At 74.7% G+C, this 15,512-nt stretch carries 15 protein-coding genes; 5 read left to right on the top strand and 10 right to left on the bottom strand.

Annotated elements, in window-relative coordinates; genetic code table 11:
• Window position 1: 1 nt before the first annotated feature.
• Window positions 2-1,216, bottom strand: coding sequence for a DUF885 domain-containing protein (locus ACI79G_RS13405; RefSeq protein ID WP_456881619.1), 1,215 nt, complete (start codon window positions 1,214-1,216; stop codon window positions 2-4).
• Window positions 1,217-1,229: 13 nt separating this feature from the next.
• Window positions 1,230-2,009, bottom strand: a complete 780-nt coding sequence (locus tag ACI79G_RS13400; RefSeq protein WP_456881618.1) for an isoprenyl transferase — start codon at window positions 2,007-2,009, stop codon at window positions 1,230-1,232.
• A gap of 136 nt (window positions 2,010-2,145) precedes the next feature.
• Here ACI79G_RS13400 and trhA point away from each other — a divergent pair, with 136 nt between their 5' ends.
• Window positions 2,146-2,958 carry a PAQR family membrane homeostasis protein TrhA gene (gene trhA / locus ACI79G_RS13395; protein ID WP_456881617.1) on the top strand — a complete coding sequence of 271 codons (813 nt, stop codon included), beginning with the start codon at window positions 2,146-2,148 and terminating at the stop codon, window positions 2,956-2,958.
• Window positions 2,959-3,068: 110 nt separating this feature from the next.
• Here the strand turns inward: trhA and ACI79G_RS13390 are convergent, their stop codons facing one another.
• From ACI79G_RS13390 to ACI79G_RS13380, 3 genes are all read right to left on the bottom strand, one after another.
• Window positions 3,069-4,322 (bottom strand): geranylgeranyl reductase family protein, encoded by a 1,254-nt coding sequence (locus ACI79G_RS13390; RefSeq protein WP_456881616.1) that lies wholly within the window; start codon window positions 4,320-4,322, stop codon window positions 3,069-3,071.
• An 82-nt stretch (window positions 4,323-4,404) separates the two neighbouring features.
• Window positions 4,405-5,025 (bottom strand): hypothetical protein, encoded by a 621-nt coding sequence (locus ACI79G_RS13385; RefSeq protein ID WP_456881615.1) that lies wholly within the window; start codon window positions 5,023-5,025, stop codon window positions 4,405-4,407.
• Between the two features lie 56 nt (window positions 5,026-5,081).
• Complete coding sequence (locus tag ACI79G_RS13380; protein ID WP_456881614.1) at window positions 5,082-7,079, bottom strand: thioredoxin domain-containing protein; 1,998 nt, start codon at window positions 7,077-7,079, stop codon at window positions 5,082-5,084.
• Between the two features lie 215 nt (window positions 7,080-7,294).
• Here ACI79G_RS13380 and ACI79G_RS13375 point away from each other — a divergent pair, with 215 nt between their 5' ends.
• A complete protein-coding gene (locus ACI79G_RS13375; protein WP_456881613.1) occupies window positions 7,295-8,077 on the top strand; it encodes a DUF899 family protein in 783 nt (260 codons plus the stop codon).
• A 401-nt stretch (window positions 8,078-8,478) separates the two neighbouring features.
• Window positions 8,479-9,039 carry an AMIN-like domain-containing (lipo)protein gene (locus ACI79G_RS13370; RefSeq protein ID WP_456881612.1) on the top strand — a complete coding sequence of 187 codons (561 nt, stop codon included), beginning with the start codon at window positions 8,479-8,481 and terminating at the stop codon, window positions 9,037-9,039.
• 24 nt (window positions 9,040-9,063) lie between these two features.
• Here ACI79G_RS13370 and ACI79G_RS13365 read toward each other — a convergent pair whose 3' ends face one another.
• A complete protein-coding gene (locus ACI79G_RS13365; protein WP_456881611.1) occupies window positions 9,064-9,390 on the bottom strand; it encodes a hypothetical protein in 327 nt (108 codons plus the stop codon).
• Window positions 9,387-10,274, bottom strand: a complete 888-nt coding sequence (gene mca, locus ACI79G_RS13360; RefSeq protein WP_456881610.1) for a mycothiol conjugate amidase Mca — start codon at window positions 10,272-10,274, stop codon at window positions 9,387-9,389. Before mca ends, ACI79G_RS13365 begins: the two co-directional genes overlap by 4 nt.
• 218 nt (window positions 10,275-10,492) lie before the next feature.
• On the opposite strand from mca, the gene greA reads away from it, so the two are divergent.
• Window positions 10,493-10,996 carry a transcription elongation factor GreA gene (greA, locus tag ACI79G_RS13355; protein ID WP_091223304.1) on the top strand — a complete coding sequence of 168 codons (504 nt, stop codon included), beginning with the start codon at window positions 10,493-10,495 and terminating at the stop codon, window positions 10,994-10,996.
• Window positions 10,997-11,009: 13 nt separating this feature from the next.
• Window positions 11,010-11,336, top strand: coding sequence for an RNHCP domain-containing protein (locus ACI79G_RS13350; RefSeq protein ID WP_456881609.1), 327 nt, complete (start codon window positions 11,010-11,012; stop codon window positions 11,334-11,336).
• 78 nt (window positions 11,337-11,414) lie between these two features.
• Here the strand turns inward: ACI79G_RS13350 and ACI79G_RS13345 are convergent, their stop codons facing one another.
• The 3 genes from ACI79G_RS13345 to ACI79G_RS13335 form a co-directional block, all read right to left on the bottom strand.
• Window positions 11,415-13,478 (bottom strand): M3 family metallopeptidase, encoded by a 2,064-nt coding sequence (locus tag ACI79G_RS13345; protein WP_456881608.1) that lies wholly within the window; start codon window positions 13,476-13,478, stop codon window positions 11,415-11,417.
• 100 nt (window positions 13,479-13,578) lie between these two features.
• Window positions 13,579-14,388, bottom strand: a complete 810-nt coding sequence (locus tag ACI79G_RS13340) for an ABC transporter permease (RefSeq protein ID WP_456881607.1) — start codon at window positions 14,386-14,388, stop codon at window positions 13,579-13,581.
• Complete coding sequence (locus ACI79G_RS13335) at window positions 14,385-15,383, bottom strand: ATP-binding cassette domain-containing protein (protein ID WP_456881606.1); 999 nt, start codon at window positions 15,381-15,383, stop codon at window positions 14,385-14,387. The genes ACI79G_RS13340 and ACI79G_RS13335 overlap by 4 nt, the downstream gene beginning before the upstream one ends.
• Window positions 15,384-15,512: the final 129 nt, after the last annotated feature.

Genomic DNA, 15,512 nt, shown 5'->3' with positions numbered 1-15,512 from the left:
TTCAGCCGGCCCGCAGCTCGCCGGCGACGGCGGCCGGGGTGAGGGGCTCGTCGAGCAGGCGGACGAAGCGGTCGGCCACCGGCTGGTCGGCCGGGCGGGCGTCCAGCCACCGCGAGAGCAGGTCGAAGCCCTCGACGTAGGTGGTGGTGTAGGCCCGCCACAGCGGGTGGGTGAGGAAGCGCAGCTGCTGGCGGGCCCGGTCACCGCTGACCAGCGACCAGCGCTGGATGAAGGCGGCCACCTCGTCGGTCGAGGCGCCGCGGTCGTGCAGCAGGACGGCGGCGTCCTGGCGCACCCGGTTCAGCGGCGCGGCCGCCGCGGCGACCCGCTCGGCGAGGTGCCCGTCGAAGTGCAGCCCGAGGTCGCCGAGCACCTCGGCCGCCCAGGGGCCCCAGCCGTCGCCGATCGCGGCCTGCACGCCGAGGTCGGCGAGTCCCTCGGCCATGAGGCACTCGGGGGTGTTGACCAGGAAGACGGTGTGCTCGAGCCGCGAGCCGCGCTCGACCAGGCCCAGCTCCTTGCGGCAGTGCTCGGTGTGGTGCCCCGGATAGGCCTCGTGGGCCACCAGGTGCGGCAGCTGGCCCAGCCGGTGCGGCAGGTCGGCGTTGATCGCCACGCGGGAGCGGTAGTCGCCCTCGTAGTAGTTGAAGCCCGACCACGGCTGGTCGGTGACCACCTCGTAGCGCACCGTCTCCATCTCGGGCAGCCCGTAGTCGGCGCGGGCCCGGTCGCGCAACGCGCTGGACAGGGCGTGCACCGCCTCGGCCAGCCGCTCGGGCGGGCACTCCTCGCGGCGCCGGTGGGCGGCGTAGCGGTCGGCCAGCGGGCCGCTGCCGGGCAGCAGGGCGTCGAGCTCGGCGTGCGCGGCGGCGTAGGCGGCCGGGTCGCCGAGGGTGAGGTCGACCTGGAAGTAGCTGCGCACCTCGTCGAGGAAGGGCACCGGCTCGCCGGCCAGCTTGCGGGCGCTGCACTCCAGACCGGTGAGCTGCCCGCGGAGGAACCCGGCGCGGTCGGCCGGCAGGCCGGCCGACGTCAGCTCGGCCAGGAGCCCGCGGGCCTGGTCGCGCAGCCCCTGGGGGGTGGGCGCCGACTCGTCCTCCACCGCCGCGCGGACCCGCTCGTCACCGGTGTACGCGTCGACGAAGCCGCGCTCGAGCCGGTCGAAGCGCAGCCCGAGCCGCACGTACTCCAGGGGGACGTCGAGGACGGAGGCCATGACCAGCAGTTTCTCAGCCGCCGAAGCGCCGGTGCCGGGCGGCGTAGGCGCGCAGCGCCCGCAGGAAGTCGACGCGGCGGAAGTCGGGCCAGTAGACGTCGGTGAAGTGGAACTCCGAGTGCGCGGTCTGCCAGAGCAGGAAGCCCGAGAGCCGCTGCTCCCCGCTGGTGCGGATGACCAGGTCGGGATCGGGCTGGCCGCGGGTGTAGAGGTGCTCGGCGATGTGCTCGACGTCGAGCACGCTGACCAGCTCGTCCAGCGTCGTCCCCCGCTCGGCGTGCTCGGCCAGCAGTGAGCGGACGGCGTCGGCGATCTCCCGCCGTCCCCCGTAGCCGACGGCGAGGTTGACCGTCGCGCCCGGCCGGTCGCGGGTGTCCTCGGCGGCCTGCTTGAGGACGGCGACGGTCTCGGCGGGCAGCAGCTCCAGGGCGCCCACCGGGCGCAGCTGCCAGCGCCGGTCCGGGGCGGCGAGGTCCTCGGCGACGCCCTCGATGATCCGCAGCAGCGGCACCAGCTCGGGCTCGGGGCGGGACAGGTTGTCTGTGGAGAGCAGGAAGAGGGTGACCACCTCGACACCGGCCTCGTCGCACCAGCCGAGGAAGCCGGCGATCTTGTCCGCGCCGCGGCGGTGGCCGGCGTTGGGGTCCTCCAGGCCGATGGCCCGCGCCCACCGCCGGTTGCCGTCGACGATCACCCCGACGTGCCGCGGGATCGCCGCGCCCTCGAGCGCCCGGGCCAGCCGGCGTTCGTACACCTGGGTGAGGACGTCGCGTGCCCACTGCCGCACCCCCACGGTGGGTCACAGTAGGCCCACTCCGCGAGGTCGCGCGCACCCGTCCCCGACCTGCACGAAGGTCCGCGGGGGCTGCCAGGGGACCTCACACCCCGGTCCCGTCGCTGCCCTCCCTACGCGTGCGTAACCTCGGCCCATGAGCGTCTCCCGCAGCGAGGGCGAGACCGTCCGCGTCGAGGCCGACGGCGCCCAGATCGAGGCGCCTCCCGGCCCGGCGGTGGCCACCGTCCTCCGGGAGGGCGAGCAGGTCGAACGGGCCTGGACCGCCGAGGACTTCGGCGACAGCGACTGGGACCACCCCGACACCCGGCCGCGGATGCGCGGCTGGCTGCACCTGTTCTCCTTCTTCGGCGCAATCGTCGCCGGGGCGGTGCTCGTCCCGCTGGGCTTCGTGCTCGGTGCCCGCGCCGGCGTCTCGGTGACCGTCTACTGCGCGACCATCTGCGGCCTGTTCGGCATCAGCGCGCTCTACCACCGCCGCCGCTGGTCACCGCGCGGCTGGAAGATCATGAAACGGCTCGACCACTCGATGATCTTCCTGTTCATCGCGGGCACGTACACGCCGTTCTCCCTGCTGGCGGTCGACCAGCCCACCGGCTACTGGGTGCTCGCCGGCGTCTGGGCCGGCGCACTGGCCGGCGTCTCGCTCAAGCTCACCTGGCCGACCGCGCCGCGCTGGGTGGGCGTGCCCCTCTACATCGGCCTGGGCTGGGTCGCCGTCTTCATCCTCACCGACATCCTGCACATCGCCGGCGTGACGTCGCTGGTGCTGCTGGCCGTCGGGGGTGTGCTCTACACGCTGGGCGGGGTGGCCTACGCGGTCAAGAGGCCCAACCCCTGGCCCGGCGTCTTCGGCTACCACGAGGTCTTCCACGCGATGACCGTCGTGGCCGCCATCTGCCACTACATCGCCGTCTACTTCGCGATGTACTCGAGCCCATTCGTCTGACCTCCGGTCGGACACCGCGGCCAGGTGCCGTCCCCGGCGTGCGCTGAGCCGCTGCGTCCTTCGATCGCGGGAGCCTCCGGCCCCCACTCCTCAGGACCCTGCACACCGGCTCAGCTGAAGGGCTTGCGCTCGTCCATCCGGTGGGACAGCCGGCCGGCGGTGCGCCAGGCGCGGGCGACGAGGTCGCGGTCGGCGTCGGTGACCAGGTTGCCCATGACCCGTAGCGCGACGGTCATCAGCGCCCGCGAGCGCATGCCGACCGGGCCGGCCGCCGGCAGGAAGCGCGGGACGGTGAGCAGGCCGGCCAGGCGCCGGGCGATGGAGAACGCCTCGCCGTAGTGCCGCCGCAGCTCCGCCGGCCAGGCGGCGGTCCAGTCCTCCTCGCCGAGGAGGCCGACCACGCTGCGACCGGTCTCCAGTCCGTAGTCGATGCCCTCGCCGTTGAGCGGGTTGACGCACCCGGCCGCGTCGCCGACCAGCGCCCAGTTGCGCCCTGCCACCCCGGAGACCGCGCCACCCATGGGCAGCAGCGCCGACGCCGGCGCCTCCACCGGCCCGTCGAGCCGCCAGTCCTCCCGGCGGGCGTCGGCGTAGACCTCCATCAGGGCCTTGAGCTGCACCCCGGCGGGACGGCGGGCGGTGGCCAGCGTGCCCACGCCGATGTTGACCTGCCCGGCCTCCGCACCGAGCGGGAACACCCAGCCGTAGCCGGAGAGCAGCTCGCCCTCGGCGCCGCGCAGCTCCAGGTGCGAGGAGATCCACTCGTCGTCCGCACGGCCGGAGCGCACGTAGCCGCGGGCGGCCACGCCGTAGGCGGTGTCGCGGTGCCACGCGCGGCCGAGCACCCGGCCCAGCGGCGAGCGGACGCCGTCGGCCACGACCAGCCGCCGGCAGCCGACCGTGACCGTCTCCTCGTCGGCGAGCTCGAACACCACCCCCGCCACCCGGTCGCCGTCCCGCTCCACGTCGACGGCCCGCGCCCCCTGCAGCGGGACGGCGCCGTCGGTCAGGGCCACCTGGCGGATGCGGGCGTCGAGCTCCGTGCGCGGCACCGCGCTGCCGTGGTCGGGGAACTCGCCGCCGGGCCAGGGCAGCTCCCACGTCCGGCCGAAGCCGGCGGCACGCAGGCCGCGGTTGCGCGCCCGCGAGCGCGCCCAGTCCCCCAGGCCCAGGAGGTCGAGCTCGGCGATCGCCCGCGGGGTCAGCCCGTCGCCGCAGGTCTTGTCGCGGGGGAACACGGCCGCGTCGGCGAGGACGACGTCGTGCCCGGTCCGCGCGGCCCAGGCGGCGGCCGCCGCACCCGCCGGGCCGGCACCCACCACGAGGACGTCGGTGTCGATGGGGACGGCGGCGCTGGCTGGCACGACCCCAGTGTCCCCGGTCGGCGCTGGGCGGCCTCCCTGCAGGGGCCCGCCCCGAGCGAGCGAGGGGCGGGGGGCAGGAGGGTCAGTCGACCTGCGGGCCCCGCGCGCGGACCTCCTCGACCGAGGCCATCGCCGCGCGCAGCTCACCGAGCCACTCGTCGGTGTGCTGGGCGACCAGCCGGACCGCCCAGGCCAGCGCCTCGGACCGCGACCGGGCGACCCCGGCGTCCACGAGCGTGTCGAGGACCAGCCGCTCGGGCTGCCGCAGCCGGGTCATCACCGGCACCGAGAGGTTGGTGAACACCTCCCGGACGTCACCGCAGGCCGCACCCCACGCGACCGACCGGCCGTAGCGGGCCTGCGCCGCGTCGGCGACGGCCATGCGCTGCTCGCGGGTCTCCTCGCGGAAGCGGGCGATCCGCCCGGCCCGCGCCGCGGCGGCGTCGCCCTCGCCGGCCTCCGGCTCGGCCAGGGTGCCGACGACGGTGATCTCGTCGCGGTCGACGGTGAGCTCGACCGGCCCGGTGAACCAGTCGTCGGGCAGCCGCCCGGCGAACCAGCCGGCGACCTCGGCCCGCTCGACCGGCGGCGGGGCGTCCGGCCCCCGGCCGCGACCGCCGGGACCGCGGCCGCGCGGGCCGCGGAAACCGCCGCGCACGAAGGCGGCGGGGTTGTCAGCGAAACGGTGGTGCTGTCCGTGCACGACGGCCTCCCGAGTAAGGTGATTACACACTTACACGGTAAGCCGCAGGGGCGCGGTCAGGAAGGGGCCATCGCTGCGCCGAGAGCGGACACGTCGGTGACCGGCGCGGAGCAGACGAAGCCGCGGCACACGTAGGCGGCCGCCCGGCCGCCCACCAGGGGGCGGCCGGCCAGCAGAGGGACGCCGGGCGCGTCCGGCTCGCCGACCACCACGACCGCGCCCGGGCTGGTCGAGGCACGGGCGGCGGCCGCGAGGGCATCGCGCTCGGGCCCGGCCGGCCCGCTGACCGCGACCTCGAGGGGGCCGGCCAGCAGCGCCTCCCCCACCGCGAGCGCCCAGCCGACCGCCCGCGGGGCCCGCTCGGCCAGCTTCGCCAGTTGCCCCACGGCCGCCTCCCCCAGCTCCCGGTGCCGTGGCGCGCCGGCCAGCGCCGCGTACGACACGGCGGCACCCGCGACGGCGGCGGTGCCGGACGGCGTCGGACCGTCGGCCGGGTCGAACGGCCGGTGCACGAGCGCCTCGGCGTCCGCGGCGGTGTCGTGCCAGCCGTCGGCGTCCACGAACTGCTCGGCGACGACGTCGAGCAGGTCGCCGGCCAGCTCCAGCCAGCGCCCCTCGCCGGTGGCCTGGTGCAGCGCGAGCAGCCCCTCGGCCGAGTCGCCGTAGTCCTCGAGCACCCCGACCGGGGCGCCGGCGACGCCGTCCCGCGAGGCCCGGCGCAACCGCCCGTCGACCCAGTGCACGTCGGCGAGCAGCTCCGCCGCCCGCCGGGCCGCCTCGACCGAGGACGGCGACCCGGTGAGGACCCCGTGCTCGGCCAGCGCGGCGATCGCCAGCCCGTTCCAGGCGGTGACCACCTTGTCGTCGCGTGCCGGCTGCGGGCGCTGCGCCCGCGCCGCGGTCAGCCGCTCGCGCACCGAGGCCAGCCGGGCGGGGTCGTCGGGGTCGCGCAGCAGCTGCAGCGTCGAGGTGCCGTGCTCGAAGGTCCCGGCGTCGGTCACCTCGAACACCGCGGCCGCCCACCGGCCGTCGTCCTCCCCGAGCACCTCGACCAGCTGCGCGGGCGTCCAGACGTAGGTCAGCCCCTCGACACCCTCGGTGTCGGCGTCCAGTGCGGAGGCGAAGCCGCCCTCCGGGGTGCCGAGGTCGCGGACGAGGAAGGCTGCGGTCGCGTCGGCGACCCGGCGGGCCCACTCCTCGCCGGTCGCCCGCCACAGGTGCAGGTAGGCCCGCAGCAGCAGCGCGTTGTCGTAGAGCATCTTCTCGAAGTGCGGCACGACCCACCGCGCGTCGACGGAGTAGCGGGCGAAGCCGCCGGCGAGCTGGTCGTGGATGCCGCCGCGGGCCATCGCCTCGAGCGTGCCGCGCGCCATGGCCAGCGCCCGGTCGTCCCCGGTGCGGGCGGCGTGGCGGAGCAGGAACTCCAGCAGCATGGACGGCGGGAACTTCGGGGCGCCGCCGAAGCCGCCCCAGCGCTCGTCGAGGTCGGCGGCCAGCGCGACGACGGCGCGGTCGAGCACCTCGGGCGTCAGCGGGGCCGGCGTGCCGAGGTCCAGGCGGGCCGAGATCCCCTCGGCGATGCGCGTGCCGGCCGTCTCCAGCTCCTCGCGCCGCGTCCGCCACGCATCGGTGACCGCGGCGAGCAGCTGGCGGAACGACGGCATGCCGTGCGCGGGCCGGGGCGGGAAGTAGGTGCCGCAGTAGAACGGCCGGCCGTCGGGCGTGGTGAAGACCGTCATCGGCCAGCCGCCCTGCCCGGTCAGCGCCTGGGTGGCGGCCATGTAGACGCTGTCGACGTCCGGCCGCTCCTCGCGGTCGACCTTCACGCAGACGAAGTCGGCGTTCATCTGCGCCGCCGTCGCCTCGTCCTCGAAGGACTCGTGCGCCATGACGTGGCACCAGTGGCAGGCGGCGTAGCCGACGCTGAGCAGCACCGGCACGTCCCGGCGGCGGGCCTCGGCGAAGGCCTGCTCGCCCCACTCCCACCACTCGACCGGGTTCTCCGCGTGCTGCAGCAGGTACGGGCTCGTGGCGCCGGCGAGACGGTTCGGCATGCCCGTCTCCTTCCCACACCGGTCCGCGCGCGAACGAGCGCCGGAGCCCTCGACGCCGTCACCCGGGGCGGACCCGGAGCCTGCCGCTGGAGCACTGCCGGTCCGCCGGGATCGTCCCCGACCGCGATGAGTTCCGGCCGGGGCGCGGGTCTCCCCTGGTGACCGTCGCAGGACGTCGTCCGACACCGCCCGGCACAGATCCCGCGGAGGACCCCATGACCACCACGCCGGACCACCCGACCACCGCGCCGCCCGGCCGCCCGCCCGTCGTCGACCTGGCCACCTGGCAGGCCGCCCGGGACGAGCTCCTGGTCCGCGAGAAGGCCCACACCCGTGAGGGCGACGCCCTGGCCGCGGCCCGCCGCCGGCTGCCGATGGTGGAGTTCGACGGGACGGTCGAGGTCGTCGGCCCCGACGGCCCGGTCCCGTTCCTCGACCTGTTCCAGGGCCGCGACGAGCTCGTGGTCTACAAGCACATGTGGTACGACGGCGCGCCGCACCAGGGGCAGTGCGAGGGCTGCACCATGACGACCTGGCAGCTGAGGGACACCGTGTACCTCGACGCCCGCGGCGTCTCGTTCGCCGTCCTCACCACCGGCCGGTGGGACGAGGTGGCCGCCTTCGTCGAGTTCATGGGGTACACCCAGCCCTGGTACTCCGTGCGCGACGTGGCGGAGCCGGTCGGCGGGGAGATGGGGTACCTCACCTGCTTCCTGCGCGACGGCGACCGCGCGTTCCTCACCTACTCCACGACGGGCCGCGGCATCGAGCCGGTCGCCGCGTCCTTCGGCCTGCTCGACAGGACGCCCTACGGCCGCGGCGAGGCGTGGGAGGACAGGCCCGACGGCTGGCCCGAGGGACGCGACGCGTGCTGGTACTGGCGCTCGGACGCGGACGGGAACGCCACCTGGGGCCCGACCAGCCGTCCCGTGCCGCAGTGGACCCGCCCCGGCGCGACCCCCGCGGAGACCCTCGGCCGGCACGGCCCCCACCACTGACGCTCGGCGTCCGCCGCGGGACCTGCCGACCGGCTCCCCCACCGGAACCCGGGTCGCTCCCGGAGCCGGAGCTCCTGGGCCATGTCCGCGCACATGGCCTCGTCAGGCGGCGGTGGCACCGGCAGGTCGGCCTGGTGCCGGAGGTGCGCGGCCGATCGGCGGGAAGCTGCCGCGCCCGGGCCACCGCCCTCGACGGATCACCCACGGCAGCCGGGTGGTGACGCGGACGCGCACACAGCACAGGTTGCCACCGGAGCGCGGGAGGCGCACCGGCGGCGGTTGGCAATGTCTGCCTGCGATCCCCGGGACACTTCATCGAATCGACATGTCGACGCCCATGGCGCAGAGGGTCGCGTCGGGCAGATCCTGCCGTCGGCATCGATTCCTCGAGGAGGTCCGCCATGAACCGATCCCGGTTCCTCGCCCTCGCCGTCTCCGCCCTCGCCGCGCTGGGGGTGGCCGCACCCGCCTCGGCGAGTGCGGCTCCCTCCTGCGGCATCACCTGGGGCTCCCAGCCACAGGTGGCCGGCCGCGCCGCACCTGGGGACGACCTCGTCCAGGACGTCCGCGCCGGGCGGCACGAGTGCTTCGACCGGATCGTCGTCGACGTCGCAGAGGTGTCCGGCTTCGACTCCTGGTCGGTCCGGTACGTGGACTCGGTGCGCGAGGACGGCAGCGGGACGGTGGTCCCGCTGCGCGGCGGCGCGGACCTGCAGGTGACCCTCGGCGCGGTGACCTACGACGACCGGGGCCGCCCGACCTACACCCCGGCGAACCGGCGCGAGGTCGTCGACGTGAGCGGGTACCGCACGCTGCGGCAGGTGGCCTGGCTGGGATCGTTCGAGGGCCACACCGGCCTCGGCATCGGCACCCGCGCCCGGCTGCCGTTCCGCGCCTTCGTCCTCGAGGGCTCGTCCGCCGGTGTCGACCGGCTGGTCATCGACGTCGCCCACCGCTGGTAGCCCGGACCCGCGGCGGTCGGCCGGTCAGCCCTCCGTGGCGTCCGGCCGGCCGTCGCCCCGGCGTGGGCCCTCGATCGCCCGGGGCGCCCGCCGCAGCGTGTCGAGCAGCTCCTGCCCCGGCGCAGGTGCCGGGTCCACCAGCTCGGCCGGGGTGTCGGGGACGACGACCCGCGGGCCGTCGTCCTCGCGGTCGAAGCTGCGCGGCACCCGCTTGAGGTGGGTGGTCATCGACTTCACCAGCAGCAGGATGGCGATGAAGAGCAGCACGGTCAGCAGCGCACCGATGGGGCCGGCCTTGCCCACGTCCTCGGGCAGCTGCTGCTCGGCGGCGAGGAGCACGAGCCCGTTCATCGCACGACCACCTCACTGCGGACCCCGGCGAAGAGGTCGTCCTCGGGCACCGGCGAGTCGACGACCGACCGGGCCAGCTCGTAGTCCTCGGTCGGCCAGACCCGCTGCTGGACCTCCAGCGGGCAGGCGAACCAGCGGCCGTTCGGGTCGATCTGGGTGGCGTGCGCGATCAGCGCGGCGTCCCGGACGGCGAAGTACTCCGCGCACGGCACCTTGGTGGTGACCCGGTGCGACATGTCCCGCTCGGGGTCCCAGTTCTCCAGCCACTCGGCGTAGGGCGACTCCTGACCCGAGGCGAGGATCGCCTCGTGCAGCGCCCGCGTCCGGGGCAGCGTGAAACCCATGTGGTAGTAGAGCTTGAGCGGCTGCCACGGCTCCCCGAGGTCGGGGTAGCGGTCGGGGTCGCCGGCGGCGTCGAAGGCGTGCACCGAGACCTCGTGGGTCTTGATGTGGTCCGGGTGCGGGTAGCCGCCGCGCTCGTCGTACGTGGTGATCACGTGCGGCTTGAACCGGCGGATCAGCTCGACCAGCGGCGCGGCCGCCTCCTCGGTCGGCACCAGCGCGAAACAGCCCTCGGGCAGCGGCGGCAGCGGGTCGCCCTCGGGCAGGCCGGAGTCCACGAACCCGAGGAACTCCTGCTCGACGCCGAGGACCTCGCGCGCCCGGGCCATCTCCTCGCGGCGGATCTCCGGCAGGCGCTCCCAGACGTCGGGCCGGTCCAGCGCCGGGTTGAGCACCGAACCGCGCTCACCCCCGGTGCAGGTCGCCACCATGACGCGGACACCCTCCGCGACGTACTTGGCCATGGTCGCGGCGCCCTTGCTCGACTCGTCGTCGGGGTGGGCGTGCACGGCGAGCAGGCGCAACGGGTCCGCTTCGGTCACCGGCCCATCATCCACCGGCGACGAGGGGTGCCGCCGCCGCCGAGGCCCTCGATCGGGTGTTCGTGGCGCTCGTCACGCTGCGGTCCGCTACCGTTCCGCATCCCGGAGGCCCGGGTCCCGGTGGAACACCGGACCCGGCCGACGGTGTTACGTTGGCCGTTCTGAACGCGGCCGTTCCCCGGGCGGGGAGCGGCCACCGACATTTCAGGAGCACTGCCGTGTCCACCCCCACTGACGAGCAGGACCAGGGCGTCTGGCTGACCCAGGAGGCCCACGACCGGCTGAAGGCCGAGCTCGACCAGCTGGTGGCGGGCCGTCCGGCCATGGCCGCCGAGATCAACGCCCGCCGCGAGGAGGGCGACCTCCGCGAGAACGGCGGCTACCACGCCGCCAAGGACGAGCAGGGCAGGCAGGAGGCCCGCATCCGCCAGCTGGAGGACCTGCTGCGGAAGGCCCGCGTCGGCGACGCGCCCACGACGGCGACGCACGCCGCCACCGGCACCGTGATCACCATCCGCTTCCAGGGTGACGACGAGACCGAGAAGTTCCTCCTCGGCTCGCGGGAGATCGCCGGGACGACGGGGCTGCAGGTCTACTCCCCCGAGTCGGCGCTCGGCTCGGCCATCCTCGGCGCGAAGCCCGGGACGACGGTGACCTACCAGGCGCCCAACGGCCGCGACATCACCGTCGACGTCGTCGCCGTCGAGCCCTTCGTCCCCTGACCGGGGCCCGGCCGTGAGCCCCGTCCGCTCCCGGCGGGCGGAGAACACCGGGTTCGCCTGCGTGCACTGCGGGTCGGCGGTGCCGGCCAACACCGACGGGCACTACCGCAACCACTGCCCGGTGTGCCTGTGGTCGCTGCACGTCGACGACCTCCCCGGCGACCGGGCGAGCGCCTGCCGGGCGCCGATGGAGCCGATCGGCCTGGTGGAGAAGTCGGGCAAGGGCTGGCAGGTGGTCCACCGCTGCACGGCGTGCGGCCACCGCCAGCCCAACCGGCTGGTCCGCGAGGGCGAGGCCCCCGACGACCTGGACCTGGTGCTCTCCCTGCCCTGGTTGTGACAGGAGGCACCTCTCTCCGCGTTGATCATCGGCGGGTGGCCGCCGCTCCCGGCGTGTCGGGCAACCACCCGCCGATGATCACGTCGAGCTGGGCAACAGGCCGCGGCGGCGGAGCAGCGGGGTGGGGTCGGCGTCCCGGCCGCGGACGGCGCGGAAGGCCTCCAGCGGGTCCACCGCTCCGCCGACGGACAGCAGCCGTGACCGGAACACCTCGCCGTTCTCCCGGCGCAGCCCGCCGTTCTCCCTGAACCACTCCACCGTGTCGGCGTCGAGCACCTCCGACCAGATGTAGGAGTAGTAGCCGGCCGCGTAGCCCCCCGCGAAGACGTGCTGGAAGTACGTCGTCCGGTAGCGCGGCGGCACCAGGTCGTAGGCGACACCGGCCGTCTCGAGGGCGGCCCGCTCGAACCCCTGCGGGTCGCCGACCTCGGTCTCCGGCGTGATCCGGTGCCAGGCCTGGTCGAGCAGCGTGGCCGCCAGGTACTCCAGCGTCGCGAAGCCCTCGCCCCACAGCTGGGCCGCCTCGATCGCCTCGACGACGCTGGCCGGCAGCGGCTCACCGGTCTCGACGTGCCGGGCGTAGCCGGCCAGGACCTCCGGCCACAGCGCCCACATCTCGTTGACCTGGCTCGGGAACTCGACGAAGTCCCGCGGCACGCTGGTGCCGGAGAAGCGCGGGTAGGTGACGGCGGAGCTCAGGCCGTGCAGCGTGTGGCCGAACTCGTGGAACAGCGTGTTGACCTCGTCGAGGGTCAGCAGGGTGGGCTGCCCGTCGGCGCCGCGGGTGACGTTGAGGTTGTTCACGACGACCGGCTGGGTGCCCAGCAGCCGCGACTGGGTGACGAACGAGCTCATCCAGGCCCCGCCGCGCTTTCCCTCGCGGGCGTAGAAGTCGCCGAGGTAGAGGCCGATCGTCTGCCCGTCCGCGTCGGAGACCTCCCAGACCCGGACGTCGGGGTGGTAGCCGGCGAGGTCGGGCCGCGGCGTGAACCGGTAGCCGTAGAGCCGCTCGGCGGCGGCGAAGACGCCGTCGACGAGCACCCGGTCCAGCTCGAACCACGGTCGCAGCGCCGCGGTGTCGACCGAGTACCGCTCGGCGCGCACCCGCTCGCTGTAGAAGGCCCAGTCCCAGGGCGCCAGGTCGGTCACGCCGTCCCGCGCGGCGACCTCGCCCAGCGCGGCCGCCTCCGCCTGCGCGTTGGCCAGTGACGGGCCCACCATCCGGCCGAGCATCGCGTCGACCGCCGCGGTGCTGCGCGCGGTCTGGTCGGCGAGCACCAGGTCGGCGTGTGTGTCGAAGCCGAGCAGGCGGGCGCGCTCGGCGCGCACCCGGGCGATCCGGACGGCGACCGGCCCGTTGTCGTGCTCGCCGCCCGACGCCCGCCCCACCGAGGCCTCGAACACCCGGCGGCGCAGCTGCCTGTTGCGCAGCTTGGTCAGCACCGGCTGACCGGTGGGCAGCAGCAGCGGGATGAGGAAGCCGGCCACCCCGCGGTCGGCGGCGGCGCGGGCGGCCGCGGCGACCTCCTCCGGGCCGAGCCCGTCGAGCTCGGCGGCGTCGCCCACCCCGACCGCGGCGGCCTCGGTGGCCAGCTGCAGGTTCTGCCCGAACCTCGTCGACAGCTCCGACAGCTCGCGGTTGAGCTCGGTCAGCCGGGCCCGGCCGGCCTCGTCGAGCCGCGCGCCGGCGAGCACGAAGTCCAGGTGGTAGCGCTCCACCAGCCGGACCGCCTCGGCGTCCAGGTCCGAGTCGTGCCGCTGGGCGTGGACGGCGTCGATGCGGGCGAACAGGGCGGGGTCCAGCCGCAGGGCGTCGCCGTGCGCGGACTCCAGCGGGGCCAGCTCCCGCTCCAGCTCACGCAGCCGGTCGGTCGCGACCGACGAGGCGAGGTTGTGGAACACCGCGCCGGCGCGGCGGTACAGCCGCCCGGACCGCTCCAGCGCGACGACGGTGTTCTCGAACGTCGGCGGCTCGGGCGACCCGACGATGGCGGCGACCTCGGCACGCTGCTCGGCCATCCCGGCCAGCATCGCCTCGCGGCAGTGTTCGAGGGTGATCTCCGCGAAGGGCGGCAGCTGCAGCGGCAGCCGCGACGGCTCGAGCAGCGGGTTGTCGGCGGACGGGGCGGCGGTGGCGGGCACGAGGTCCATCCTGGCGCGGACGGGTCGTACGCCGCGCGGGGTGTCCGGTGGCGCCGACCTCAGCGCCGCTCCGGGACGGCACCTGACCGCGATGTCCTCCTCACCGCGTCGCGGTGCGCTGGTAGAGCCGCACCGAGAGCGGCACGAACACGGCCAGGATGACCGCCGTCCAGACCAGCGTGTAGAGCACCGGGTTCTGCAGCGACCAGACGTCGGGCACCGGGGTGCCCGGTGGCACGTTGCCGAACAGCTCCCGCGACGCCAGCGTGACCGTCGAGACGGGGTTCCACTCGGCGAAGACCCTCAGCACCGAGGGGAAGGTCTCCAGCGGCACGAAGGTGTTGGCGATGAACGTCAGCGGGAAGATGACGATGAAGCTGGCGTTGTTGACGACCTCCGGCGTGCGGACCAGCAGCCCGACCACCGCCATCAGCCACGAGATCGCGTAGGCGAAGACCAGCAGCACGAGGAACCCCGCGAGCGCCTCCCCGAGCGAGGAGTTGATCCGCCAGCCGACGACCAGGCCGGTCACGGCCATGACGGCGATCGAGATGACGTTGAGCCCGGCGTCGGCGACCGTCCGCCCGACGAGCACGGCCGAGCGGGACATGGGCAGGGACCGGAAGCGGTCGATCAGCCCCTTCTGCAGGTCCTCGGCGATGCTCGCACCGGTCGTGGTCGACCCGAAGACGACCGTCTGCGCGAAGATCCCCGGCAGCAGGAACTCGGCATAGCTGATGCCTGGCGGCAACCCCCCGATGGCGCCGCCGAACACGTAGCGGAACAGCACCACGAACATGATCGGCGAGAGCGTCGCGAAGACGATCAGGTCCGGCACCCGCTTGATCTTGATGAGGTTGCGCTTGGTGATGACGACGCTGTCGGACAGCGTCGCCGCGAGGCTGCTCATGCCATCCCCCCGGTGGCGGCCGGCTCCGTCGGCTGGTCGTCGTCGGTGGCGGTCTCCTCCGCCGCGTGCCCGGTGAGGGCGAGGAAGACGTCGTCGAGGTCGGGACGGCGCAGGCCCACGTCGAAGATCTCGGCGGTGTGACCGTCGAGCCGCTGCAGGGCCTCGGCCAGGACCTCGGCGCCACCGCTGACCGGCAGGCTCAGCCGGCGCGCCTGCTCGTCCACGTGCGGCTCGTCGACGGCCAGCCCCCGCAGCCGCCCGAGGATGTCGGGCAGGACGGCCGCCGTCGTCACGGTGAACTCCAGCCGCTGCCCGCCGACCTGCGCCTTGAGCTCGTCGGCAGTGCCGCGGGCGATGACCCGCCCCCGGTCGATGACGACCATCCGGTCGGCCAGCCGGTCGGCCTCCTCCAGGTACTGCGTGGTCAGCAGGATCGTCGTCCCGCCGTCGGCGAGGTCGGCGATGAACTCCCACATGCCCAGCCGGCTGCGCGGGTCCAGGCCGGTCGTCGGCTCGTCGAGGAAGAGGATCCGCGGCCGGGCGATCAGCGAGGCGGCGATGTCCAGCCGCCGGCGCATGCCGCCGGAGTAGGTCTTGGCCGGCCGGTCGGCCGCCCCGGTGAGGTCGAAGCGCTCGAGCAGCTCGCCCGCCCGCGCCCGCGCCTCGCGCTTCCCCAGCCGGTAGAGCCGCCCGACCATCTCCAGGTTCTCCAGGCCGGTGAGGTACTCGTCGACGGCGGCGTACTGACCGGTCAGCCCGATCGAGGCACGCACCGCGTCGGCGTCCTCCACCACGTCGAGCCCCGCCACCCGCACCCTCCCCGCGTCGGCCCGCAGCAGGGTGGTGAGGATCCGCACCACCGTCGTCTTGCCCGCGCCGTTCGGACCCAGCAGCCCGAGGACGGAGCCCTCGGCCACGGTCAGGTGGACGCCGTCGAGGGCCGTGGTCGCGCCGAAGCGCTTCACCAGGCCCTCGACGACGATCGCGTCGGTCATGACCGGGAAACCATGTGACGGCGCCGACACTTCCCGACCGGTTTTCCGGTCCTCCTGCAGGGGCCCGCCGCCGGCCCCGTCCCGGGGCTCCGGCCCCGTCTCGGGTCCGGCCCCGAGCCTGCGAGGGGT

This window comes from Geodermatophilus sp. SYSU D00779, from assembly GCF_054050595.1.
The sequence above is the reverse complement of the archived record's forward strand: the minus strand, read 5'-3'. Positions and strand labels throughout refer to the sequence as shown.